Genomic DNA, 23,911 nt, shown 5'->3' on the forward strand with positions numbered 1-23,911 from the left:
CTGCGAGCGATGCAGCGAGCCAGCGACATTGCGTGGCCGCGAGGATGGCCGCGTACTGATCCTCTGCCCAGCCTGTGCGGCGGCGATGGGCTACGTCGTTGAATGACGCGGCACCGACACGGCCTTTCATCATGAATTCACGGACGATGTGCCATGCCACAATTCATTGAACACATTGACGCAATTGCGCGGAAGCCCAAGCGGGACGTCCTTTATCTCGAGTTTCTGAAGGCGCAGCGCGCCTCACCGCTTGGACTACCGGCCTGCGGCCGTCGCGATCTGCGCGATGGCGGAAACCAGGCATATGATGAAGAAGATCAGTGCCCGCAAGGCGTGTCGGTAATGCACGCAAGCGCCACGGGAGGAACATCCCTACGCACAGTTTCATGCGAATCGCCGGGCTCCGGGCGAAGTACTCGCAGTCCCCTAGTGGCTGCGGCCGCTCCCTTCGAGTCATCAAGACGTTGGGTTACCAGCGACCAATTTCCCTCTGGCATTTGCCATTCGTGGTAAGCGCAACGACACAGCACGTTACCCGATTCAAAGTGCATCGAGCCCGTCTTCCTCAACGAGGCCGTGGCGCATCGCGTAGCGGACAAGCGCCGCGTCGGTGGCAAACCCCATTTTTTCCAGAACGTTCGTCCTGTGGGTGCTGATGGTCTTGGTGCTCAAACCAAGCTTTTGGGCTATCACGGTTTGCGATTCGCCTGCCGCAATCCGGAGAAGTATCTCTAATTCCCGCGCCGATAGCCGCTGGTGAGGCATCGCTGAAGCCGTGTCGCTTAAGCCTTGGGCAAACTGGTTGGCCACCGCAAGACTGACGTACACGCCACCTGCGGCAACCCGTCGGGCTGCATCGATGAAATCCACGGGCGAACACGCCTTTGTGATATAGCCCGACGCACCGGCTTTGAATGCACGGGCGGCATACGATTCCTCCGCTTGCATTGTTACAACGAGAATACGCAGGGAGGGATTCGTAGTCTTGATCAGAGGAATAAGATCAAGGCCGTGGACACCCCGCATCGACAGACCTAGGGTCAGGAGGACAGCGTCGGTGATTCTCGCAAGCGCCAGCGTGCTGGCACCATCAAAAGCTTCACCGACAATATCGAAGCCGCCACTGGCTTGCAGGGTCTGCCGCAAGCCTTCGCGTACGACGCCATGGGCGTCAGCTATCGCCACATTTATCACTAAAACTCCAAGGAGAGCGGTTTGTGCCCCCCTTGAGCATGCTCCGGGGGATACGCATGTCGAGCGCCAATTTGTAATAAGCGACGCGTTCCGGTTTTCCATACCGGACGTGTCAATCTCGCTGTGGAACACCTCGGCTTTGGTAATTGCTGCCTGCATAGCAGGCGTTATCGAAGCGTTCCGCAATCGGGCAACGTCTTTTTTGGAGCGGAACAGCAGGCGACCACAGACGCCGGCCGATTTCTCTTTCTAGCCGGGGATAAGCGCTCTTTTATCGGTTTGGGGCGCGTCCCCCTCCCGAAAAGCTCGCCCTAACGTCGACCACCATTGACGTGACTGCGTCCGGTGTCCCAAGCACGGGACGGCTGCACTCCGGACCGTGCACCCCTGGAAGCCGAATATGCGCTGTACAAATCCGCCAGTACGCGTAGTATGGGTCTGCCGATATGCCTGCCCGCGTTTTCTGCAGTTCCGCAGCTGTCTTGTCGGGCGGCAGGGGCTCGCCACTTTTCACTGAAGACCGTGCAACACGGTCGATCACATCGGTACGCGATGTCGTCGCTCACGTTTCCCGCTCTTCCTTTTCCCGCACGATGACGCGACGGGAAAGGCTCGCCACGACTACGGGTTCCCGTTCCGTCCGGCGCTAAACGTTTCACGGTGATATATCTGCATATGCTTCCCGGTGCGGGCGTGGGCACAACTACGAGGAACGATTCTAGGCAGGTGTGCGTATCAACAGCCGCACGGCTCGACGGAGTATTGCGCAGCCGTGCGTTTTGATTCCGGCGAATCCGTCCGTTGAGGTGCGCTGCGGACACGCGTTGCGCGTCGACGGCGTTCGCGAAACATTTTGGCAATACCTGCTTGGGGTGCGGACGGCGAGCCGGTAATGCGTTCACGAGAGGGCCATCCCGTAAGGGTTGACCACGATCAGTTTCTCAATTGATGTGCCTAAGCAGCATTTGTGATCGGCAACGTGAGCAAATGGCGGCCAGGGAAGAATAGCCGGCATGCGCTCCTACCACGAACTGGAACTTGAGCTGTTGCATATCAAGGCGGTAGTTTCGCTCCTCGAGCGGACACAACCGTATCTGTCACTTCGAACGCCGGTCGCCAATCCCGCGTATTGGAAGGCCCGGCTTAGAGCTATAGTCGACGATCTTCCTCGCGATGCCGCCCTGGAAAAGCAGGCCTTTGACCTGCTCGCTCGCGTCCATCAACTTCGAACCGGCAAGTCATAGGGTGAACACTCGTGGCACGCCGTGGATGCTGCGCCGATGGCGTGACGTTGGCGTCCGCAGGGGCACACTCGGCGTTCCGCGCAAGTCTGCGCAACATTCATCAGCATATTCCGGGTCAAGTTTCGCAGCACGACCAGGGGCGTCGACTACTCGCCCAGCTGTACGCACGGGCATTCTCCGCCGGGCTATCCATCCGGGCCTCAAGATTCGCCTCGATAAAGTCTGGCAGGCTCGTTCGTTTTCTCCATGGGTACGGAGTTTGCGCGCAGGCTCCTACATCCTGCCATTGCGGACGAGATGCGCAACGACGGCCATCGGGCAGTGAGTCTTCCGCTGCCAGCTAACTGCGAGGCACATCTTCGCCATGAAATCCTTCCCCGGCACAACACGCTGGACGGCGCGCACCGTACAGCATGCAGCAACGCACACCAACCGCCGGCTGCTCGTCGTCGACGATTATCGTCCCGGCGCAGAGTCACTCACGACAGTACTCTCACTGGCAGGCTATGACGCACAGTGCGTTCTGGACGGCTCAGCGGCGCTACTTGCAGTCGCCGCACAAATGCCGGACATCGTTGTACTGGACATCAACATGCCGGGCATGGACGGCTACACGGTGGCACGAATCCTTCGCCACGACGTTACGGCCCAGCACCTCGTCATTGTCGCCTTTACCGCGCAGGACGAGCGTACGGTTCGCTCCGACGGTGTGGCCGCAGGCTTCGACGCCTACTGCCAGAAGGGGGCAGCACCGGGGCCGCTTCTGCAACTGCTTGAACAGATTCAATGACCGGGCTGGAATTTCCGCAATTAACCTGACAAGGGATGCGCCAGTATCGCTGGGGCGGCGCGCGCCCGCTGACCATTTCCCTTTGTTACCTCATCTTCACGGGTGGACTCGAAGCCTGATTCGTACGTACGGCGGCCGGTCACTGATCCGCCGCGCGCAATGTCGCGGTCGGAGTCGCCTTGCCGCATGCGGACAAGGACTTGGCGATACTCAAACAATTCGAACCTCCTGTTGACCATGCACGCTCCGCTCAAAAAGAACGGAGCGTACCGACCTGGAAAGTTCGAGCCGCGCCTGTGTCCCGGAAACACTGGCGCCTACACGCCGATCCTAGACCGGCGCCTATGCGCCGAACATCAGGTGGCGTCTTTACGCCGATCACAGATTGGCTCCATAGCGGCGATCCATGACGGAAGCGGAGCTGTCAGAACTCATGGAGCGGTTCGCGAACGTCGAGACGTGCACGAGCAACGCGCCTTCGTGCTCGACGGCTGCTTGCCAGAACGCGAGGTGTGGATGGCCGCCGCGCCGATTGCGGTGAAGGTGCCGAAGGTGCCCGATCGAACAGGATCGGGCGTAAAGTTCAATTCGTCCATCGTGCCGCGTTACGTGAGGAAGTCGCTTCAGTCAATCGAAATTGAATATCTCGTCTGTGGGCCGCCTTTATACAAGCTTCTGGCTAGTCCCATAATCCTGTCGCGATTGCGGTCGAAGACTGCGAGCAACTCGGACTCATCCAAACCCGTACCAGGGCTCAGCTTCGCCAGCATTGCGTCGTCGACGAGAAAGGCAATCTCGCGAGCGTTGTCGTAACCCCAGAAGCACACACAATGTCTAGACGTGTCGTGGATACGACTGGGATTCGGAAAGTTGATAACCCCATTCCCTGTTCCCATCTCGTTACCGCCTGCTGTCATATCGCCACTTGCTGGCGTTAACATCAAGGAGGGCGTCATTCTCGCGTCGCCTCCGGGCGCGCTCGCTTTCCGCCTTCTCCAGTGCAGCAGCACGCACCTTCTGTGTGATGAAAAAGTCACCTTGCTTGATGGGTGACGCTGAATACCCGCCAGTTCGTTTGAGCATGCTAGCTCCAAGAAGCTAAAGTTAAAGGGTTCGATGACCGGCCGGTTGCGGGCGGCTGCTCGCAGTTCGAAACGCAAACAATCGCTTCGCAATGCTGATCGGGTTTGCGCTCTTGTGAGCGGATCGCGCTATAGCACCAACCGACTCATCAAATCGGTCGGATTGAACATTCGTGGAGGAAATTTCCGGTCGCCGGATGAAGCCGGTCGAACAAGACGTGGCGAACATGGCAGGCATGACGCACGAAACGTGTGGTCGGACGTCTTTCGTCGGTAATCGTCACGGTGTTTTCTTGTCAGGACACCATATTGGCTGCAGACATCTCGCGGTGCCGATGCTGAGCCGAAGGCTCCGTACGTCGAACCCATTGAGAGTGCGCTCTTTGGATCAGCAATGCAAGCTCGATTGCAAACGCTTACCGCTACCGCCGCCGGCATGCTCTGCGAATTGCGGTGAGGTCTCGTAGCCAATTTAATCCGTACGCTTGTCGGCGGGATGATGCGGTCCGGTCCCAGAGAGCAGTCGTTGTGCGGTCTCACCACCAGACGGGAAGGCGGGCAGGACGCCCGCTCCCCCTTTTGCGCCGCGCGAGATTTGGATTGCGCAGCAATGGCATTGAGCGCATTGTGGAGCCGACAAGTGCTACGCCTGAACACGCGGCAGGAATTCCCGCTGCACCGCGATCCATGTGCCCAAGGTCCAAGGGAGTTCTTGTCCGCCGTGACGGTTGTCCCCTTCGGTCCGCAGGGGACAAGATCGGGCGCTACTCAACGGTGTTTGGTACGGCAAGTCCCACCACCCTGGACGAGTCCGTCGATTTCGCGATGCAATGCGGCAAAGACGTCATCGCCAGGAAGGTGCTGCCGACCGGACTCCGACACGCCGAATATCTGTCAGCCGACAGATCGAGGAGAGCAGGTCATGGAATATCCACTTTATGTGCGCCGCGATGGCTACACCGGCTTTCGCGCCAGCTTTCCCGATCTTCCACTCGTCGATGCCCGAGGCGATTCGTTGGGCGAACTGATGAGCAATGCGCAGGAGATGGTCGAGTTGATGTACGACCGCAGCGCACAGCTCATACCCGTACCTACCTCCAGTACATCCGAATTGCATGCACTCGACATGGACGACGGGGAAGGGATCTGGATGTTTATCGACATCAATCTGGCGCGGGTTACCTCGGAAGCTGTGGGCATTCAATTCAGCCTGCTTGAGAGTCTGTTGCAGCAAATCGATGCGGCGGCAAAGGAACGTCATATGACGCGTTCGGCGTTCATCACGCTGGCTGCAGTACATGAGCTTGAGAACCGATAGGGATGGCAGTCGTCACGGGGCCTGTACACCGCGGGTCTTTTTCGACGAGCACGTTACCGGCAATCGCACTGCGAGCACCGGCATCCTTGGGCAAGCCACGACGCGGAGGCCGCGCGAGTAAGCCCAGAGCCTGCATGAGTCGTTTAATCCGATGATGGCCGTAGTGACAGCCTAAAGCCAGCACGTCGCGCCAAACGCGGCGAGCACCATAGATCCGGTCGCTTGCCATGACGCTTTGGCGAATCTGTTCGCCAAGAATCTGGTCATCCCGGCGACGCTTGCTCGATGGCCGCGTCAGCCACGCATAGAAGCCGCTACGCGAGACACCGAGCGCATCGCACATCAGACTCACAAGCCAGATACCCCGTGTTTCGCCATGAAGCCGAATTTCACATCGACTCCCTGACGAAGAAGGCGTCCATGAAACCGGCAGCAGCCCAAACAGAGTGGCTAAAGATAGGCATCAGCGGTTCGCTGAGCGCAGCAGAAAACGCGACTATGCAGGGTGCCCGCAAACGCGGGCACCAGTCGCCTTACAGCGGCTTGATATTTGCTGCCTGCAGTCCTTTTGGACCGCGTTTAGTTTCGTAGCTAACCTTCTGGTTTTCGGCCAGGGTCTTGAAACCTTCGCCGCTCACTTCCGAGAAGTGGGCGAATAGATCCTCCCCGCCTGCGTCGGGGGTAATGAACCCAAAGCCTTTGCTATCGTTAAACCACTTTACAGTACCGGTATCCATAACATTCCTTAAGAAAAATATGTGTCAGCTCCAATGGTGGAGTGTCCGAAGAGTCAAGGAGTGAGAGGACAACGAATACCGCTGACGCAGCGAGCCATTGATGAGCAGCAATCGACTTTCTTGAGCTTCGTGTCTCACCATACGCTGATGACTGTAGTCAAGCAAGAAGAATGCGAATACGCGGTTCATCCTGTTAGCTACCGTCGCGCATGCCGTGCCGTGACGCGTATCGGTGCAGCGCATTGCACGCCACGTCCGACGCGCATCCTCGCTGGCTCGCACGGTCTGCCCCCTTTCCTGCAGGCTTGTGAAAATAGATCGCGACAGAATCGGAAAACGCGCCCAGAATGAATAACAAGGCGGTCGCTTTCGCGGTCGAAGTAATTGGAGAAGCATCATGGCAAAGGGGCAACAACGCGGCAATCGCGAGGCTAAAAAGCCTAAACAACCCAAAAAAGTGCCGTCTCCCGAAACGGATGTATCCTGGACGACAGCCCGGAAAAGTTCCGCGACCAGTTCACCAATGAAAAAGAAATAGCAAGCCAACACCTGATGGCGCAGACCGGGATCTGTGCCTCCTGATCTCATCTTACGCCGGCACCGTCTGTTGCAGAGCCATACAGATTGGCCCAAGGGCCGGCTTATTTCTCTTTGCTACCGGATTTGTCGCCCGACACACGCGACTGACCGCACGCGCCGTAGAGCCGGAGTTCGTCCTACCGGCAATCCGTCCTCGCGCCCACGGAACATCGTAACGATGGTGTCCGGCACGCCTTTCAACGACATCGCGCGGGGCGTTTTGCCCTGCCCGCTCAAGTCACCTCACCACAAAAAGGATGGCGTCGGTGCACACATTGCTTCAGTACGCGATACGATTTCGCTCGCGCTCGCCGCCCTGGATAGACACCGCGCCGGTGCGCGCTGAATTGTTTGGCGTAGAACGCCTCGAACAGCACGCGCAAAGCCTCGCCGCCGCGCAACCGGTGACGAAAAAGCCGCCCGCCGTATTGGCGCTGCACACACGGCTAGACGACAACGCTGCCGTCCTGCTCGCAGCTTACCGGGCGAGCGCCACAGAACTGGGCAGTGGCCGGGACGTAGAGCCTGCGGCCGAATGGCTACTCGACAACTATCACCTGGTCGAAGAGCAGATCCGCGAGATCCGCGACGACCTCCCGTCCGGCTACTACCGTCAGTTGCCAAAACTTGCCGCGGGTCCGTTCGCCGGCTATCCGCGTGTATTCGGGCTTGCGTGGGCGTTCGTGGCCCACACCGACAGTCACTTCGACCCACAGGTGCTACGCCGTTTCATCGACGCCTATCAACGGATTCAACCGCTGACGATCGGCGAATTGTGGGCGGTGGCGATCACGCTGCGCATCGTGCTGATCGAGAACCTGCGACGTCTAGCCGACGAGATGACCGCAGCCCGCACCGCACATGCCGATGCCGACGCGCTCACCGAGCGTCTGCTCGAATCCGGCAGCGCGCGTTCCGCACTGGAAGTGGATATCGCCGCGCGTTCATTGAGCACGCTGTCGGAACCGTTTGCAGCGCAACTCGCCAAGCGCCTGCGTGATCAGGATCCGCGCACCACGCCGGCGCTGGGCTGGCTGGAAGATCGGCTGAAATGCCAGGGCCTTTCCATCGATGAGGTCGTGCAGCACGCGCAGCAACACCAAGGCGCGGCGAACGTCACAGTGCGCAACGTGATTACCAGCATTCGCCTGATTTCCGACATCGACTGGACGGAGCTGTTCGAGAGCATGAGCCTTGTCGACGCGCGGTTGCGTGCGGGCAGCTCGTTCGGCACGATGGATTTTCCCACGCGTAATCTGTACCGCAGTGCGATCGAGCAACTGGCGCGCGGCTCATCCGCGAATGAACTCGACGTGACCGATCTCGCCCTGCAGGCGGCGCAAGCGGCGATTGCAGAGGCGGGCGATACAGCGCGCGCGGGACGTGCGGGGGAGCCTGGCTATCACCTGATCGCCGAGGGCCGACGTGCGCTCGAACACGCATTGGAATTTCGACCGCCGCCGCGTCTGCGGATGACGCGATTCAGTGCCCGTCTCGGCATTGGTGGCTACGTCGGTACGATCCTTGCAATTGCCGCGATGCTGGTGGCGCTGGCCTTGCAGGCTCTGTGGGCGCAGTGGACCTCACAGCCTCAGGGCACCGACGCGTGGATACTCGCGTCGTTTGCCGTATGCGGATTCCTGCCCGCCACGGAGATTGCGACCGCGCTCGTCAATCGCGCGGTGACATGGTGTTCCGGCGCAATCACGTTACCCGGGCTCGAACTGACGGGGGGCGTGCCGTCATCGCTGCGTACACTGGTTGCCGTGCCGACGCTCCTGACAAGCGAGACCGAGTTGCGCGAGCAGATCGAACGTCTCGAGGTGCATCATCTCGCGGGCGCTGGCGGCGACCTGTCGTTCGCCTTGCTGGCTGACGGGCTCGATGCCGATGAGCAAGAGCTGCCCGGCGATGCGCCTCTACTCGCCGTCGCAGCCGACGCCATCGAAGAACTGAACAGCCGGCACGGACGGGGTCCCGGCGGTAGCCGTTTCCTGTTGCTGCACCGCCGTCGCGTGTACAACGCGAGCGAGAACAAATGGATGGGCTGGGAACGCAAACGCGGCAAGCTGCACGAACTCAACCGGCTGCTGCGTGGCGCGACCGACACGAACTTTGTGCCCATCGCGGGGCGCGCACCGCAGGTGCCGTCGGGCGTGCGCTACGTCATCACACTCGATGCCGACACGCGTTTGCCGCGCGACACCGCGCTGCGCCTGATCGGCAAGATGGCACATCCGCTGAACCGGCCGCAATTCAGTGAAATCGGGCAGCGCGTGGTTAGCGGCTACGCGATCATGCAACCCCGTGTAACACCATCGCTGCCCGTTGGCCAGGAGGGTTCGCTTTATCAGCGCGTTTTCTCTGGTCCAGGAGGAATGGACCCCTATGCAGCAGCCGTATCCGACGTCTATCAGGACCTCTTCGGCGAGGGTTCGTTTACCGGTAAAGGCATCTACGACGTCGACGCGTTCGAAGCGGCATTACGTGGCCGCGTGCCGGAAAACGCCCTGCTCAGTCACGATCTGTTCGAGGGCATCTTTGCGCGTGCGGGCCTCGCCTCGGATGTCGAGGTAGTCGAGGAAGTGCCATCACGTTACGACGTCACGGCCAAGCGCCAGAATCGCTGGACACGCGGCGACTGGCAGTTGCTGCCGTGGATCGTTGGGCATCGAGGCCGTGCACAACCAGCAATGCCGTCCATCGGACGCTTCAAGATGCTCGACAATCTGCGCCGCTCGCTGCTCGCCCCTACGATGGTTGCTGCGTTGGCGCTGTGCTGGTTGATGCCGGTGCGCGCCGGTCTTGCGGGAATCCTGGCATTGTCAGCCGTGCTCGCGGTTCCCGCGCTCCTGCCTACACTATTCGCAATCCTGCCGCGGCGTGCCGGAATTCGCCTGCGCAATCACTTCCGCGGGCTCGCTGCCGACATGCGGCTTGCCGCGCTGCAAATCGCTTTATCGGCGGCGTTTCTCGCCGATCATGCATGGCGTATGGCCGATGCGATCGTCCGGACGCTGGTGCGCTTGTTCATCACGCATCGCCGCCTGCTCGAATGGACGACGGCGGCGCAGTCGAAGGCCAGCCCGCGCCTCGATCTGCCCGGCTTTTATCGACAGATGACCGGCGGTATCGCGCTCGCACTCGCGTTATGCACCGGCGCGCTGGCCGTCGAGCCGACGCATTGGCCGCTCGTGCTGCTGTTTGGGTCGCTGTGGCTGGCCGCACCAATGCTTGCATTGTGGTCGAGCCGTTCGCCGGCGATCTCGGGGCGATTTGCGATGTCCGATGCGGATGCCCAGGGACTGCGCCTGATCGCGCGCCGCACATGGCGTTTCTTCGAGACCTTCGTTACGCCGCTGGAAAACATGCTGCCGCCGGACAATTTCCAGGAAGACCCGAAGCCAGTCATCGCGCAGCGCACGTCGCCGACCAATCTCGGACTGTATCTGCTGTCGGCCGTCGCCGCACGCGATTTCGGTTGGGCAGGGACAACAGAGACCGTCGACCGCATCGAAGCCGCATTCGCGTCAATGCAGAAACTTCCGCGTTTCAAGGGTCATTTCTATAACTGGTACGACACGCGAGATCTGCGGGCTCTCGCGCCCGCGTATGTTTCGTCGGTCGATAGCGGCAATCTCGCCGGGCATCTGATCGCGCTCGCCAATGCGTGCGAAGAATGGCTGCAAGCGCCACTTGCGCCGGCTGCGAGGCCCGGAATACGCGACAACCTGCAACTCGCGCGCGAGGCCGTCGACGCGCTGCCGGCGGCAAATGCGGAGCATGGCAAACGGCTCGTCGAGATCTTTGAAGAAATCGATACGCACCTGCGTGGCCCGCAGATGCTTGACGCCTTGTCGCCGTCGCTGATCCGGCTAACGCAGAAAGCCGCGCAGACGACCCGCGCGATCATGCCGGCCGGCGGCGACGACAGTTATGCAGATCTGATGTTCTGGATCGAATCCTTGCGTCGCAGCGTGAGTGAACACAGCCGCGATCGACGACAATCGGGCGCCGTGCCGCAGCTTCTGCCAGCACGTCTGCGCGCTCTTGCCGACACGTCGCGCGAGATGGCGCTCGGCATGGACTTCGCGTTTCTGCTCGATCCGGACCGCAAGCTGCTGTCGATCGGCTATTCGCGGGCGGATAACAGCCTCGATGCGAACTGCTATGACCTGCTTGCCTCCGAAGCGAGGCTCGCAAGCCTGCTTGCGATCGCGAAGGCAGACGTGCCCACGCGTCACTGGTTTCGCCTCGGCCGCGCGGCGACACCGGTCGGCAAGGGTTCTGCACTGATTTCGTGGTCGGGGTCGATGTTCGAGTATCTGATGCCGTCGCTGGTCATGCGCGCGCCGGTCGGCAGTCTGCTCGAACAGACCAGCCGTCTGGTCGTGGAACGGCAGATGTCATACGCGCGATCGCTCGACATGCCATGGGGCATCTCGGAGTCCGCGTACCAGGCCCGCGACATCGACTTGAACTATCAGTATTCGAATTTTGGCGTACCTGGACTCGGCCTGAAGCGCGGTCTCTCCGAAAACCGCGTAGTCGCACCTTACGCGACGGGCCTCGCAACCATGGTAGCCCCACGGGCCGCCCTCAAGAACTACGCGCAACTCACGAGACTTGGCGCCTTGGGCCGCTATGGCTTTTACGAGGCACTCGATTTCACCCGCGCACGACTGCCCGACGGCGAGCGCTTCGCGATCGTCCGCAGTTTCATGGCTCACCACCAGGGCATGACGATCGTCGCGATTGCCAACACCTTGCTCGATGCGAAGATGCGCGCGCGCTTTCATCGCGAGCCGATGATCCAGGCGAGCGAACTGCTGTTGCAGGAACGCATGCCGCGCGACGTCGCAGTGGCCCATCCGCGCGCCGAGGAAGTGAGCACGTCCGCAGCGGACGCTGGCACGATGTCGCCGACGGTACGTCGCGTCGCCGAAACGATGGCCGCCAACGGGCCGCCGATTACGCATTTGCTGTCCAACGGACGGTATGTTGTGATGCTCACCGCCACAGGCGCCGGTTACAGCCGCTGGCGCGAAATCGCGATCACGCGCTGGCGCGAAGACGCGACCCGCGACCATTGGGGCTCGTTTATCTTCCTGCGCGATACGCTCGGCTCACAAGTATGGTCTGCCAGCGCGCAACCGGTCGCTTCCGAACCCGAATACGGCGACGTCGTGTTCGGCGAAGATCACGCGGAATTTACCCGTCGCGACGGATCGCTAATCACCACGGTGGACGTGCTGGTGTCCGGTGAAGCAAACGGCGAAGTGCGTCGTGTCTCGCTCGCGAACAGCGGGCGCAGCACACGCGAAATCGAACTGACCTCATACGCCGAACTCGCGTTGGCTACGCCGGCAGCCGACAACGCGCATCCCGCCTTTTCGCGGATGTTCGTGCAGACCGAGCATCTTGCCGAATTCGCGGCGCTGGTGGCAACGCGGCGTCCGCGTTCACACGACGATGCCGAGGTGTGGGCCGCGCATTTTGCCGTCGTCGAAGGCGAGATCGTTGCCGAACCGCAGTACGAAACGGATCGGCTACGCTTTCTGGGCCGCGGGCGCAATGCGCGCTCAGCCGCATCGATCGCCGACGACCAGCCGCTCTCCAATACGACCGGTACTGTGCTCGACCCGGTCTTCTCGCTGCGCTATCGCGTGCAGGTTCCACCCGGCAAGGTCGTGCGCGTCACGTTCTGGACGGTGGTGGCCGAGTCGCGCGCACAGTTGCTCGATCTGATCGACCAGCATCACGACCGCAGCGCGTTCGACCGCGCTAAAACGCTCGCATGGACGCAAGCTCAGGTGCAATTGCGCTACCTCGATGTGGACGCAGAAGAGGCGGCGGACTTTCAGCGGCTCGCGGCGCCGCTACTGTATGCCGACGCACGCTTCAGGGCGACACCCGGGGCCATCGTGCGCGGCGCCGGTCCGCAGTCGGCCTTGTGGCCGCACGCAATTTCGGGCGATCTGCCGATCGTGCTGCTTCGCATCGGCGATATCGAAGATATCGCGCAAGTCCGGCACCTATTGAAGGCACACGAATACTGGCGGATGAAGCGGCTGGCAGTCGATCTCGTGATCGTCAATGAACGGGCTTCGTCTTATATCCAGGAGTTGCAGGGCGCGATCGAAACCGCGGTGCGGAGCAGCCAGTCGCGACCGCGCTTTGACGGCGAACTCGCGCAGGGTTCCGTCTATGTGTTGCGCGCCGACCTGATGAGCGTCGAGACCAGGGCACTGCTGCTTTCGGCCGCGCGTATCGTGCTGTTGGCACGCCGCGGGGCGATCGCTGCGCAGCTTGCCTACCTGTCGCAAATGCCGGCACGGGCATCCGCGCCGCGCCGGCAAAAAAAACCGCGGTCGGCATCCGCGCCCGCGCCTGCCGATATGTCCGCCGTGCCGACGCCGGGCGCCGGGCTCGAATTTTTCAATGGCCTGGGCGGCTTCGGCAGTGACGGCCGGGAATACGTGACCGTGCTCGCAGCGCAGGCCAGCACGCCCGCGCCGTGGATCAACGTGATCGCCAACCCCGGCTTTGGGTTCCAGGTCGCGGCAGAGGGCGCCAGTTACACGTGGGCCGAAAACAGCCATCAAAACCAGCTCACGCCGTGGTCGAACGACCCGGTGGAAGACCCCGTCAGCGAAGCCATTTACGTGCGCGACGAAAGCACCGGCGACGTATGGACGCCCACGGCGAATCCGATTCGCGACGGGGGGATCTACATCGCACGTCACGGCTTTGGTTACAGCCGCTTCGAGCACGAAGCGAACGGTATCGCACTCGACCTGCTGCAATACGTACCGTGTGCCGATCCGTTGAAGATCAGCAGGCTGACATTACGCAATCTGTCCGCCCGCCCACGGCGGCTATCGGTCACGGCATGGCTCGAATGGGTGCTCGGTACCTCGCGCGGTGCATCGGGGCCCTTCGTCGTGACGGAAATCGACGCGCTCACGGGGGCGATGCTGGCGCGCAACCCATGGAATATCGCATTCGGTACACGCGTCGCATTCGCGGACCTGGGCGGCCGGCAAGCGGCCTGGACCGCGGATCGCACCGAATTCCTCGGCCGCCTCGGCGACCCAACCGCACCTGCGGCATTGACCGGCAACGTGCCGCTGTCCGGCGCGACCGGTGCCGGACTCGATCCATGCGCGGCCCTGCAGACTTTCATTGATCTGGGCGCATACGAAAAGGTGGAGGTGATCGCATTCGTCGGCCAATGCGCATCCGTCGCCGATGCACGGGCATTGATCGAACGTTATCGCGCGGCGGACCTCGACGCTGTCCTCGCCGAAGTGACATGCCATTGGCAGAACGTGCTGGGCGCCGTCCAGGTCAGGACGCCGGATCGGGCGATGGATCTGATGCTCAACGGCTGGCTGCTGTATCAAACGCTCGCGTGCCGGGTCGAAGCGCGCTCGGCGTTCTATCAGGCGAGCGGCGCGTATGGCTTTCGCGACCAGCTGCAGGACACGATGGCACTAACACATGTGCGGCCTCTCGACACACGGCAGCATTTGCTGCGCGCCGCATCCCGGCAATTCGTCGATGGCGACTTTCAGCATTGGTGGCTGCCGCACTCGGGGCAAGGTGTGCGCACACGGATCTCCGACGACCGCGTGTGGCTCGCCTACGCGGCTGCGACGTATATCGGCTGCACGGGCGATCGAGCCGTGCTGGACGAGGTCGTGCCCTTCCTCGACGGCCCCCTGCTGCAGCCCGACGAGCACGACGCCTTCTTTCAGCCGATGCTCGCGGAGGAGTCTTCCTCGTTATTCGAACATTGCGCACGCGGTCTGGATCAATGCATCGAATTGACCGGTGCGCACGGTTTGCCGTTAATCGGCACCGGCGACTGGAACGACGGGATGAACCGCGTCGGCGCAGACGGCCGTGGAGAAAGTGTCTGGCTCGGCTGGCTGCTGGTGCGGACCATTGAGCTATTCGCGCCGTTCGCCGCATCGTACGATCCGGCGCGTAGCGAGCGCTGGCACGCGCATGCGCTGTCGGTGCGCGAGGCATTGGAGCGTGACGCTTGGGACGGCGAATGGTATCGTCGTGCGACTTTCGACGACGGCAGCTGGCTCGGTTCGAGCACCAACGAAGAATGCCGGATCGATTCGATTGCGCAATCGTGGGCTGTACTGTCGGGCGCGGCAGATCCGCATCGCGCGCGGCTTGCGATGGCGGCGCTGGACAAACACCTGATCCGTCCGGATGACGGGATTGCGCTGCTGTTCACACCGCCGTTCGACAAGTCATCGCACGATCCAGGCTATATCAAGGGCTACCCGCCGGGACTGCGCGAGAATGGCGGCCAGTATAGCCACGCGGCGATGTGGGCGATCTTCGCGTTCGCGAAGATAGACGACGGCAACCGGGCTGCGGGTTTGTTTTCGCTGCTCAACCCGGTCAATCACGCGCGTACGCCGATCGAGACCGAACGCTACAAGGTCGAGCCCTACGTGGTCGCAGCCGATGTCTACTCAGTTGCGCCTCATGTCGGGCGCGGCGGCTGGACCTGGTACACAGGGTCGGCTGGATGGATGTACCGCGCGGGGGTCGAGGGCATTCTGGGAATTCGCAGGGAAGGGAATTTTCTGGTGGTGAATCCGAGTATTCCAGACTCGTGGCCGGGCTTTGAGGCAACGATCTGCGTGCATTCGACGCGCTACGACATCCACGTGGAATCTGTCCCGGGAGATCGTGCTACGCACATTGTGCTCGACGGTCAGGCTGTTGAGTGCTGTGGCGAAGGCGTGTACGTGCCACTCGATGCCGGCGCGCACAGGCTGTCAATGTCGTTGCGCTCGGGTGTAGCCGAGGAAGTGGAGTCGCGCGAGCCGACCGTGTAACGCGCGCGGGGCCATTCACATGACGCCCCGTTATGAGGATCGACTCTCAAAACATACGAACGTCAAACTTCGAGGCGTCTGCGAATTGCCTGCAGTTCCCGGCGCCGGCTTGCGGTCGATTTGGGATAAGTCATCTTAAGCGACTCGAGTGCGTCCAGTATGATCCGGGAGACGATCAGCCGTGTATTTTTCTTGTCGTCGGCGGGCACGACGTACCATGGGGCACATCGGGTACTGGTTGCGGCGAGGCATTGCTCATACGCCCTCCTGTACTGGTTCCAGAATTTGCGCTCGTCGATATCCGCTGCACTGAGTTTCCAGTTCTTGTCCGGATCGTCGATGCGGTCCAGAAAGCGACGGCGTTGCTCAGCCTTGGACAGGTGGAGGAAGAACTTGATGATACGCGTACCATTTTTCTCAAGGTGACGCTCCAGATCCACGATCGACCGATAACGCTCCTGCCAGATTGCTTGCCTGTCGAGTGACGCATCCGGCAGCCCTTCGCCAAGCAGAATCTCAGGATGAACACGGACGATCAGAACTTCCTCGTAGTATGACCGGTTGAAGATGCCGATTTGCCCACGCGCGGGCAAATCGCGGGTGGTGCGCCAGAGAAAATCGTGTTCCAGTTCGGCGGGCGTGGGATGCTTGAAGCTGAAAACCTGGCATCCCTGCGGATTCACGCCCGACATCACATGTTTGATCGCGCCGTCCTTGCCGGCCGCGTCCATGGCCTGGAAGATCAGCAGAAGTGCATGGCGGTTCGACGCGTAGAACAGTTGCTGTAGCGAACTCAATCGTGCCACGTGCGCGGTGAGTAGTTCCTGGTAATGCTCCTTTGACGTGTACAGAGGCCCCACCCTGGTTAGCCATTTGCCAAGACGGACCTTACTGCCCTCTTCCACACGAAAATCTTCCGACCAGGTTTTCATCTTGATACCGCTTGCGGTCATTGCTACGTCAGTCGCCACCGATCTGTCGTAAGCCCCATATCCCTGGAAATTCCACGAGGATGCCGCCCCTTCACCCCGAAGGCGAGCCGTATGCTCCATGCATGTTGGTCGTCGGTGCGCTCAACCCAACATTGGCTGACGCGACGGACGAGCCCGCTGCGGCTTGTTCCAAATCTCTTTGAATTACTCTTCGCCTATCCGGCGGCGGACGGGTCATTGCACGTCAACGGATACGCGTGCCTTACCCTTTGTCTGCACGCTCCGAGGAATTCCTTTCAGTAGCCGCGTGAGGCAGAACGCTCCGCTTCCAGACGAGTTCGTCGCCAGGAATTCAACGTCTGGGGCCCTTCATACGCTCGGTTTCCATGGCCGCATTCCGCTCCTCGTTTGCCTCAACGGGTTCCATGGCTTCGTCGATGGACGCTGCGGCGCGCTCGGTGGCCGAGATGGTCTCGTCGATAGCAGTGGCTCCGGGCTCTCTATCTTCGTTGCGCGGGGGTTCCAGCATGTCTTTGAGCATCGCCGTCAACTCCGGCGTGTCCCACGGCTTTCCACGCTGCTTTTTCTTCTTTATGAAATGCCTGACTTCTGCGTCCTGCTCCGGCGTCAAGGGAAGACCGCGAAAAGTATTTTGCGGGATAGCGTCGGCCATGGTACTGCTCCGAAATTTGTCCTGCTGAAGTTGAAGGCTGTCGCAGAAAACGCCCGCGGATGTCCACGTTGAAAGCGCAAACAGCAGACGAACAGGTTGGCCATTGACGTCCCCACCTTGTCGCGGTGTTGGAATCAGACATCTCCATGCAACGGATAATCGAACATCTCCGATTCGGCCTCACGTTACTAGGGCCGCCCTATTGCGAAGATCACCGGCCAAGCCGCTATCGACGCAGTCCTCCGCAAAGTAAACACGATCAGCGAAACGCTTCGTGCACCGTAACGATGATATTACACGTTGAACGCATGTCGCTTTTGCTACGCACCGTCATTGGTCGAAAAGCGGAAGGAGAGCCGAGGCGCAGTGGAAAGCGCGTTGGGCGATAACATGCCCATTACCCAGGACCGCTCTGTCACCGATATCGTAGACTGGAACCGCATCGTCGACCGCGCTCTCAATGCTTACGGTGCATCCAACCCATGTGATGTCCGTCAAGCCACTGAACCATCTTATCGCCCTTGTGGTCGCGCATGTAACGTTGCGCGAGCATGAACGCGACGACCAACAGTACCGCCAGACCGACCACAACGCTAATCATCGACTGAGTCATGGCAACCTCCTTGTCGGGTCGCGACCATTTTTAATTATAGGTGATGCGTTCACAAATATTGCCATCCCGCCGGGCTTCCAGCACAGCTGGTCCAATGGAAGCAGCCCGCTTTGGTTCAGGCGAATTCTCTGGTACGTCAGACAAAAACCGGCGTTTGACCCGCCCCCCGTGGGTTAAGACTCGGTGGAAATCAACAGGTTAGGAGGTTTGCGAAGTAAAGTTGGCGCTTTCTGGAGGGGACTGATGGCCATTTGGCCTCCGTCGCTAGCGCTCGGGCACACCAAACGCCTGATCGAACCGCCTCGCCCGTTTGACCTCATCGCCGTGCAGGTAGGTTGACGTGGTCGAGATCGACGCGTGGCGCAGGTTGTCGCGCACCAGGATCAGCTCGGCTCCGCGCGCGAGCGCATGCGAGGCACGCGTGTGGCGCATCCAGTGCGGGCTCGCCCGGCGTAGCTTCTCCGCCATCGCGGGCCGCTCATCCTGGATCGCGTCGGCCGCCTGCACGAAGAACCGTTTCAGAACGCACCACAGCGGCGTGCTTTCGATCCCGGCGCCATCTTCCGCGAGGCTGGCCACGATGACCGTTGCGGGGTCCCATCTTTCCCGTGTGACCGGCAACCGGCGTTGCGTCAGGTACTGATCGAGCGCCTTGCGCGCCGGTGCCGGGAGCGTCACCGTGCCAATGTTGCTGCCCTTGCCGACAAGGTGCAACCAGTGATAACCATGCATCGTCGATGCGGACGTCGCCGGGCGTTGCACCCTGTCAACTCACTGCCTCTCAGGCCGGTGGCGTACCCGAAATCCGGCAGGAACCGAAGGCGCTTTGCGGCCGCCCCACTCCAGCCATAGGAGCATTCAAGGCCTTCTGCGATCGCGCGGAACAGCAGTCATTCGCCTTCCGTAAAACCGCGCGTGGCGTCGAGGCCCGTCTTCACGCGCCCTCGCACCTTGACGCCCGCGAACGGATGATTGGCAAGGGCATAGCGCTGCTCGACCCTCCAGCGAAACAGTGCTGCAAGTACGGACAGCGTGTAGGCGGCGGAGCGCGTCGAGAGTGGTCCGCTGAACGGTCGTCATTCCACGCTTTGTCGCGGCCGCGACGGCCCGACCCTGCGTTCGCGCGGTGTCGGCCGTCGCAGGAACGCCCAGTAGGCGATCGCATCGTCGGTAGTCAGCGAGGACAGCGCGCAGACCCGCTCGACGATCGCCCTTCGGTTTCATGCGTTTTCATGCTTGCCAGCTTAAATCGAATTCGCATACGGCCTGGTAAGGCGGAGTTTTTTTGCGAAGCGGTGACGGGCACGCGCTGGCCGAAGCGACAACCGTTGTGCGGTTACCGCTTCGCAAAAAATTCTTTGAGCTAAACCGCTCTGCAGGCGGTCGCGCCTATGGGCATTGAATCGAAGCGGCCGGGTGTAAGGTCGCCGATGGCGGTATGCGAGCCACGGAGATGAGGGGCGCAGGTTGCGAATTCGCCGACCACGAATACTGCTCCACGCATTCGGTCGCCGCGCCGGAAATGTGGCGATGTAGGTTGGATGCGCACACGCATATCCTCGATCATGCGTTGACGTAGTTCCGACATGGCAGACTCCTTTCGAAACGGACAGGGCAGAAACTGCACTGCCATCGTCTCATTTGAAGGAATGCTCGCCGCGAACAGAGTCGAAGCCGACGACGTCGGCCAACCACCTACTACGGCGCCAGCGGTTTAGTTCAATATTATTTACCAGTCCATCCGTATTCCGTGCACCCCAAACCGAGCCCAGAGCAGCCTGGTCTCGCCCTCCGGTCAACTCCTGAGGCATGACCTACGGGGAGGCAGCAGACGTTAAGGGTTATTCGATGCCGGCCCTCATTCGCGTGACGATGGGCGCGCGACGACGTGTTCGGGCCGGGATCGAATAACCGCTAACGCAGGCAAAGAAAATAGGCTTATCATTAGTCTTTGTGGCTTCTCACGCTGCTACAGTCCGAGGTCTTCATGCAACGAACAGTCGCATATCGCGGATTCGAGATTCACATTGATCTGCTTTCCACATCAGCGGATATGTTCGATGTCTGGTTTTGCATCAAAGGCCCCATCCAGCCTCCTGGTGTGGCAGCGCTCGGCGAGCGCATCAAAATCCGGGGTGGTCCGTTTTCAGAACGCTGGGCCTACCTTGTTGCGGAGATCGCCGGCCAGGCCGCTGTTGATGTAATCCTCGGGCCCGCTGAGTAGAAACGCACTACGGGACGCGTCGTACCTCGTAACGCGGGCGTTACATGCCGCACGTGCTGCCTTCGTCGTGCGCACACAATTCCTCGAAGAGCGAAGAGAACAGCGAGACGTGGCGGACAACGCGACGGGTGATGACATGCCCGTTACACCCGAGAGCCAGTGACCAGGCGGAACACCGAAACAGTGTTGAGAAAGGCAAGACGGCGCCCTGAAACAGCAGGTTTCCTGGCAATCGAGGCTTGGTGAATGAGTCCGGCCGGCGCTTTTCCTCAGATAACCAAAAATATAACGAATGCTCCAAAAGGCTAGACTGGCATCCGCTCCGCGAATGGATGTGTCATAGGCACTGTCACTGACCGACATAGTATGTGACTTTCGGAAGAGCCGGGGCACAGAAGTGCCATTTCTCTACCGCGTAGTCTATTGGTCGGTATAGAGTGAAAAGGATGATATGGCGTACGCAATGTGGGGCATCGTGATCGGGCGGGCACTGTTGGTCGGCAGCGCCGCTGCGGCGCAATCGGCGCAGCCTCCGGCGGAAGCGGGAAGCCCGTTGGCTGGATGAACGCCATGTCATGGACAGGCTGCGCAAGCAATTCGGACGGTAGCTTCAAAAAATTGACGCACCTCGGCAGATTGCCAAGCGGTAAAGGCTGTTTTTGAAGGAGCAGACGAAATGACGCTGAATTACGCAGGCAGGTCGCACGACGAAGCCATGGCGGCACGACACAGGCAGAAACAAAAAGCGCAGGAACAGGCTGGCGGCGAGATGGCGGTAGAAGGGACGGAGGTCGACGCCGAGCATAGTTGCGGCGAACTCTCCGAGCGGGGCAAGCAGGTATGGCGAACTGGAAGCGGGATCAACGGTGGGGGGAAAGAGTGAGGAGGCATCGTCGATCTGATGTGATGCGGACCGAGCAATTCATTCCGTCCGCATCGATCATGAATCGGAAACTGGTGTTAAACCCAGCCGGTGAACATGGGCAACGCAGCGAAGCGCTGTGCGGGCCGGCGGCTGTCGCGTCCCGCTCCGCCAGGCAACCCAGCGCTCATGCCCAATCGAGCTACGCCGCAGTCTTGAGGGGCGCCAACGCAGCCCCGGCCACGTCATGTCCTGCAATTGCCAGCGCTAGCGGCGGATTCAGACTGTCCACCATCGAGCTCGGAATCAGGATCGTCGCGCCGCGTTCCTTGGTCGTTTCGTAGATGATGTTCATCGCCCGCAATTGAAGCGCCCCGGGATGGTTTTCATAGACCTGCGCTGCTTCGACGAACTTCGCTGCAATCTCGGCTTCTGCGGAACCCAGAATCACGCGTGCCTGCTTTTCGCGTTCGGCCTGTGCCTGCCGCGACATGGCGTCCTGAAGCGCGACTGGAATCGCGACGTCCCGAATCTCCACGGAGCGGACGGTAATGCCCCAGTCGGCCGTCTTGCTTCCGATCTCGTCACACAAATGCGCGTCGGCGGCTTTTCGATCGGAGAGCAGCGCAGCCAGCATTGAGGAGCCAATCATTTCGCGTAGCGTCGTCTGTGCGACACGATCGATCGCCTGCCGGTAATCGGTGATCGCAAGCGCGGCCTTTTGCGCATCGTGGACGTGCCAAAAAATGATCGCGTCGACATTGACCGGCACGGTGTCTTTGGTCAGTGCCTCTTCTGCGTTGAAGGCAGTCGTCTGGATGCGCTCGTCGATGATCGCAACCACGTTATCCAGTACAGGGATGATCATGAAAAAGCCCGCACCTTTGACGCTTTGCAGTTTCCCGACACGCAGGATGACGAACTTCTGCCAGACATTGGCAACCTTCACCGATAGTGCGATGAGGATGGCAATGACGAAAAGAGGGGGAGCCAGATACAGACTCACCCATTCGCCAACGACCAAGCCCGCCAGCGCGAACGTGGCGGAAAGAGATAGTGTGATGGGATTCATGGTAGTTTCTCCGTCGTGCAGGCAACACGCGCGCACGACGATTGCATTCTTATGGGCTCAAGTTCATGTACGGCAGCCAGCGTGATGAACGCTGAGAGCGTCATATGACGCTCTCTTGCCGCCGCAACAACTCGCTGCAGCACACTCTCAAGCAGGCTCAATTGAACGCCCACGGCCTTCGAGGTAACCCGCGTAAGGTTGATGCCGATGAACATCCAGATCCCTTCTCCGTCGTCCACGTCGAGCGCCCGCAATTCCGATGTACTGCAGGTGGGGGCGGGTATGAGTTGCTCGCTGCGGTCGTACATCAACTCAACCATCTCTTGCGCGTTGCGATTCAGTTCGCCCAACGAATTGCCGCGCGCATCTGCGCGGGGAAAATCGGGAAAACTGGCGCGAAAACCGGTGTCGCCATCGCGGTGGACGTAAATTGGATATTTCATGAGCTGCCCCCTTGAGCGGTCGACTGACTGGCATTCGGCGTGTCAGAGTTCGGTCGCCTGAACCTTGCCGTCTATGATGTCTTTGCCGTATTGCATCGCGAGGTCGACGGCGTCGTCCTCGTTGGTGGGACTTGCTGTACCGAATAACGTTGAATAGCGCCCGGCCTTGACCCCGGCGGCCGGAATGGGGTCAATTCTCACGATGCACGAGAACTGCCTTGGACCTTTGGCATACGGATCGCGATGCAGCGGGAATTCCTGGCGCGGGTATGCGCTGAGTGCGTACCCTCTGTATTCGATGGTCGGGATGGACATGATGACGTGCTCCTTAAGCGGTGCTGACCGTCATCGAACAGTGTTTATCCGGATGCGAAAAAGGGCGGTCAGGTACATCTGGATCATTTCACAATGCGCTCAATGGCATTGCAAAGCAAACTATATTTTGACGGCACAAAATGGGGAAAGCCGGCGTCTTGCCGGCTTCCCACTAGGCGGCGAGACCGCCCAACGACCCGCTCGTGCAGGGCGTCGTTTTCTTGCTTGCGCGCAAGCCGCGCATCGCTATCGCCTATGCGATGTCAGGTACTGGGTTGCCGGGCGTGCGCGCACCAGCCGCATGCTTGACGGCTTCCTGCATCATTCCCTGGGACCGCATCACTCCACCGATTGCAGACAGCATCGCGGTGTAGGCGGCGTCAGAACCAAAGGGTGCGGTCTGCCCAAGATTGGCTGCCAACTACTTGCATATGACGTTGTACTGGTTATGCAGGTCCTCGCCCGCCCGTGTCACGGCTGCCAAGAACTGCGAATCGATCTGTTGGACCTGCTCCGCATACGCCAGGGCGGGCTCGAAAAATTGCTGCGGCACGCCGACCGCACCAGTGGATGACGGTAGTCCAGATGGCAACGATGACAAGGGGGATTGTCCCCCGTCCAGCATCCCCTTTATGGCCGCGAGATTGAGTTCCGTCAGCTTCAGCAGGCGCTCGAACCCTTCATTTTGCAAACGAAAAATTGCCGGTAAAGTATGCCGGCCGAAGTCAGCGGATTGTTCAACGGTGGTGGTATTCATTGTATGCTCCCGAATCGACCCGGCACGTGCGTCCAAGGGATTTCGGAGGCGAGTGTTTCGCTAAAGATCAGCAGGTCGGAGCGACTAGTACTGTTAATGCTGTGTCGCAACAATACCGACTGTATCTCCTTCCTGGCGGATGTACAGCGATTCCGGAAAGGGACCCCGCCGGACCGAATAACAGACCGTCGCTGTTCGATCATATC

At 60.4% G+C, this 23,911-nt stretch carries 16 protein-coding genes and 3 pseudogenes; 7 read left to right on the forward strand and 12 right to left on the reverse strand.

The features are described from left to right. Positions 1-540 precede the first annotated feature (540 nt). Complete coding sequence (locus PKKP23_RS20660; protein WP_042304108.1) at positions 541-1,194, reverse strand: response regulator; 654 nt, start codon at positions 1,192-1,194, stop codon at positions 541-543. Positions 1,195-2,207: 1,013 nt separating this feature from the next. Between PKKP23_RS20660 and PKKP23_RS20665 the strand changes: the two genes are divergently transcribed. The 3 genes and pseudogenes from PKKP23_RS20665 to PKKP23_RS34170 form a co-directional block, all read left to right on the forward strand. Further along, positions 2,208-2,438, forward strand: a complete 231-nt coding sequence (locus tag PKKP23_RS20665) for a hypothetical protein (protein WP_126878235.1) — start codon at positions 2,208-2,210, stop codon at positions 2,436-2,438. A gap of 364 nt (positions 2,439-2,802) precedes the next feature. Next, the gene (locus PKKP23_RS20670) at positions 2,803-3,228 is read left to right on the forward strand and encodes a response regulator (protein WP_052382452.1); all 426 of its coding nucleotides are present in this window, start codon (positions 2,803-2,805) and stop codon (positions 3,226-3,228) included. Positions 3,229-3,699: 471 nt separating this feature from the next. After that, positions 3,700-3,849, forward strand: a pseudogene (locus tag PKKP23_RS34170) (IS256 family transposase); the annotation flags it as partial. Between the two features lie 2 nt (positions 3,850-3,851). On the opposite strand, the gene PKKP23_RS20685 reads toward PKKP23_RS34170, so the two are convergent. After that, the gene (locus PKKP23_RS20685; protein ID WP_042304027.1) at positions 3,852-4,124 is read right to left on the reverse strand and encodes a DUF1488 family protein; all 273 of its coding nucleotides are present in this window, start codon (positions 4,122-4,124) and stop codon (positions 3,852-3,854) included. Positions 4,125-5,232: 1,108 nt separating this feature from the next. On the opposite strand from PKKP23_RS20685, the gene PKKP23_RS20700 reads away from it, so the two are divergent. Further along, entirely contained in the window at positions 5,233-5,628 is a 396-nt protein-coding gene (locus tag PKKP23_RS20700; RefSeq protein ID WP_042304026.1) for a type II toxin-antitoxin system HicB family antitoxin, read from the forward strand. A gap of 46 nt (positions 5,629-5,674) precedes the next feature. Here PKKP23_RS20700 and PKKP23_RS20705 read toward each other — a convergent pair. Both PKKP23_RS20705 and PKKP23_RS20710 read right to left on the reverse strand, forming a co-directional pair. Continuing rightward, a pseudogene (locus tag PKKP23_RS20705) lies at positions 5,675-6,045 on the reverse strand (IS3 family transposase); the annotation flags it as partial. A 116-nt stretch (positions 6,046-6,161) separates the two neighbouring features. After that, positions 6,162-6,365, reverse strand: a complete 204-nt coding sequence (locus PKKP23_RS20710; protein ID WP_042304025.1) for a cold-shock protein — start codon at positions 6,363-6,365, stop codon at positions 6,162-6,164. Positions 6,366-7,201: 836 nt separating this feature from the next. On the opposite strand from PKKP23_RS20710, the gene PKKP23_RS20715 reads away from it, so the two are divergent. After that, positions 7,202-15,814 (forward strand): glycoside hydrolase family 94 protein, encoded by an 8,613-nt coding sequence (locus PKKP23_RS20715; RefSeq protein WP_420873241.1) that lies wholly within the window; start codon positions 7,202-7,204, stop codon positions 15,812-15,814. 62 nt (positions 15,815-15,876) lie between these two features. On the opposite strand, the gene PKKP23_RS20720 is transcribed toward PKKP23_RS20715, so the two are convergent. The 4 genes and pseudogenes from PKKP23_RS20720 to PKKP23_RS20730 form a co-directional block, all read right to left on the reverse strand. Next, complete coding sequence (locus PKKP23_RS20720; protein ID WP_042304030.1) at positions 15,877-16,746, reverse strand: ADP-polyphosphate phosphotransferase; 870 nt, start codon at positions 16,744-16,746, stop codon at positions 15,877-15,879. A 352-nt stretch (positions 16,747-17,098) separates the two neighbouring features. Further along, entirely contained in the window at positions 17,099-17,419 is a 321-nt protein-coding gene (locus PKKP23_RS20725; RefSeq protein ID WP_126878239.1) for a hypothetical protein, read from the reverse strand. A 457-nt stretch (positions 17,420-17,876) separates the two neighbouring features. Then, positions 17,877-18,032 carry a hypothetical protein gene (locus tag PKKP23_RS34175; RefSeq protein ID WP_168724581.1) on the reverse strand — a complete coding sequence of 52 codons (156 nt, stop codon included), beginning with the start codon at positions 18,030-18,032 and terminating at the stop codon, positions 17,877-17,879. Positions 18,033-18,296: 264 nt separating this feature from the next. Next, a pseudogene (locus PKKP23_RS20730) lies at positions 18,297-19,243 on the reverse strand (tyrosine-type recombinase/integrase); the annotation flags it as partial. 776 nt (positions 19,244-20,019) lie between these two features. Here PKKP23_RS20730 and PKKP23_RS20735 point away from each other — a divergent pair. Together PKKP23_RS20735 and PKKP23_RS20740 are read left to right on the forward strand one after the other, a co-directional pair. Continuing rightward, positions 20,020-20,256, forward strand: coding sequence for a hypothetical protein (locus tag PKKP23_RS20735; RefSeq protein WP_126878240.1), 237 nt, complete (start codon positions 20,020-20,022; stop codon positions 20,254-20,256). Between the two features lie 676 nt (positions 20,257-20,932). After that, on the forward strand, positions 20,933-21,139 hold the full coding sequence (locus PKKP23_RS20740; RefSeq protein ID WP_042304023.1) for a hypothetical protein: 207 nt from the start codon (positions 20,933-20,935) through the stop codon (positions 21,137-21,139). 181 nt (positions 21,140-21,320) lie between these two features. On the opposite strand, the gene PKKP23_RS20745 is transcribed toward PKKP23_RS20740, so the two are convergent. The 4 genes from PKKP23_RS20745 to PKKP23_RS20760 all read right to left on the reverse strand — a co-directional run bounded on the left by PKKP23_RS20745 (position 21,321) and on the right by PKKP23_RS20760 (position 23,705). Beyond that, a complete protein-coding gene (locus PKKP23_RS20745) occupies positions 21,321-22,190 on the reverse strand; it encodes a slipin family protein (protein ID WP_042304022.1) in 870 nt (289 codons plus the stop codon). Next, on the reverse strand, positions 22,187-22,633 hold the full coding sequence (locus tag PKKP23_RS20750) for a type II toxin-antitoxin system HicB family antitoxin (protein ID WP_126878241.1): 447 nt from the start codon (positions 22,631-22,633) through the stop codon (positions 22,187-22,189). Before PKKP23_RS20750 ends, PKKP23_RS20745 begins: the two co-directional genes overlap by 4 nt. A 42-nt stretch (positions 22,634-22,675) precedes the next feature. Next, entirely contained in the window at positions 22,676-22,948 is a 273-nt protein-coding gene (locus PKKP23_RS20755) for a hypothetical protein (RefSeq protein ID WP_017335013.1), read from the reverse strand. 421 nt (positions 22,949-23,369) lie between these two features. Beyond that, positions 23,370-23,705 (reverse strand): hypothetical protein, encoded by a 336-nt coding sequence (locus PKKP23_RS20760; protein WP_240659076.1) that lies wholly within the window; start codon positions 23,703-23,705, stop codon positions 23,370-23,372. Positions 23,706-23,911: the final 206 nt, after the last annotated feature.

Source organism: Paraburkholderia kururiensis JCM 10599 = LMG 19447 (genome assembly GCF_003986935.1).
Classification (GTDB): domain Bacteria; phylum Pseudomonadota; class Gammaproteobacteria; order Burkholderiales; family Burkholderiaceae; genus Paraburkholderia; species Paraburkholderia kururiensis.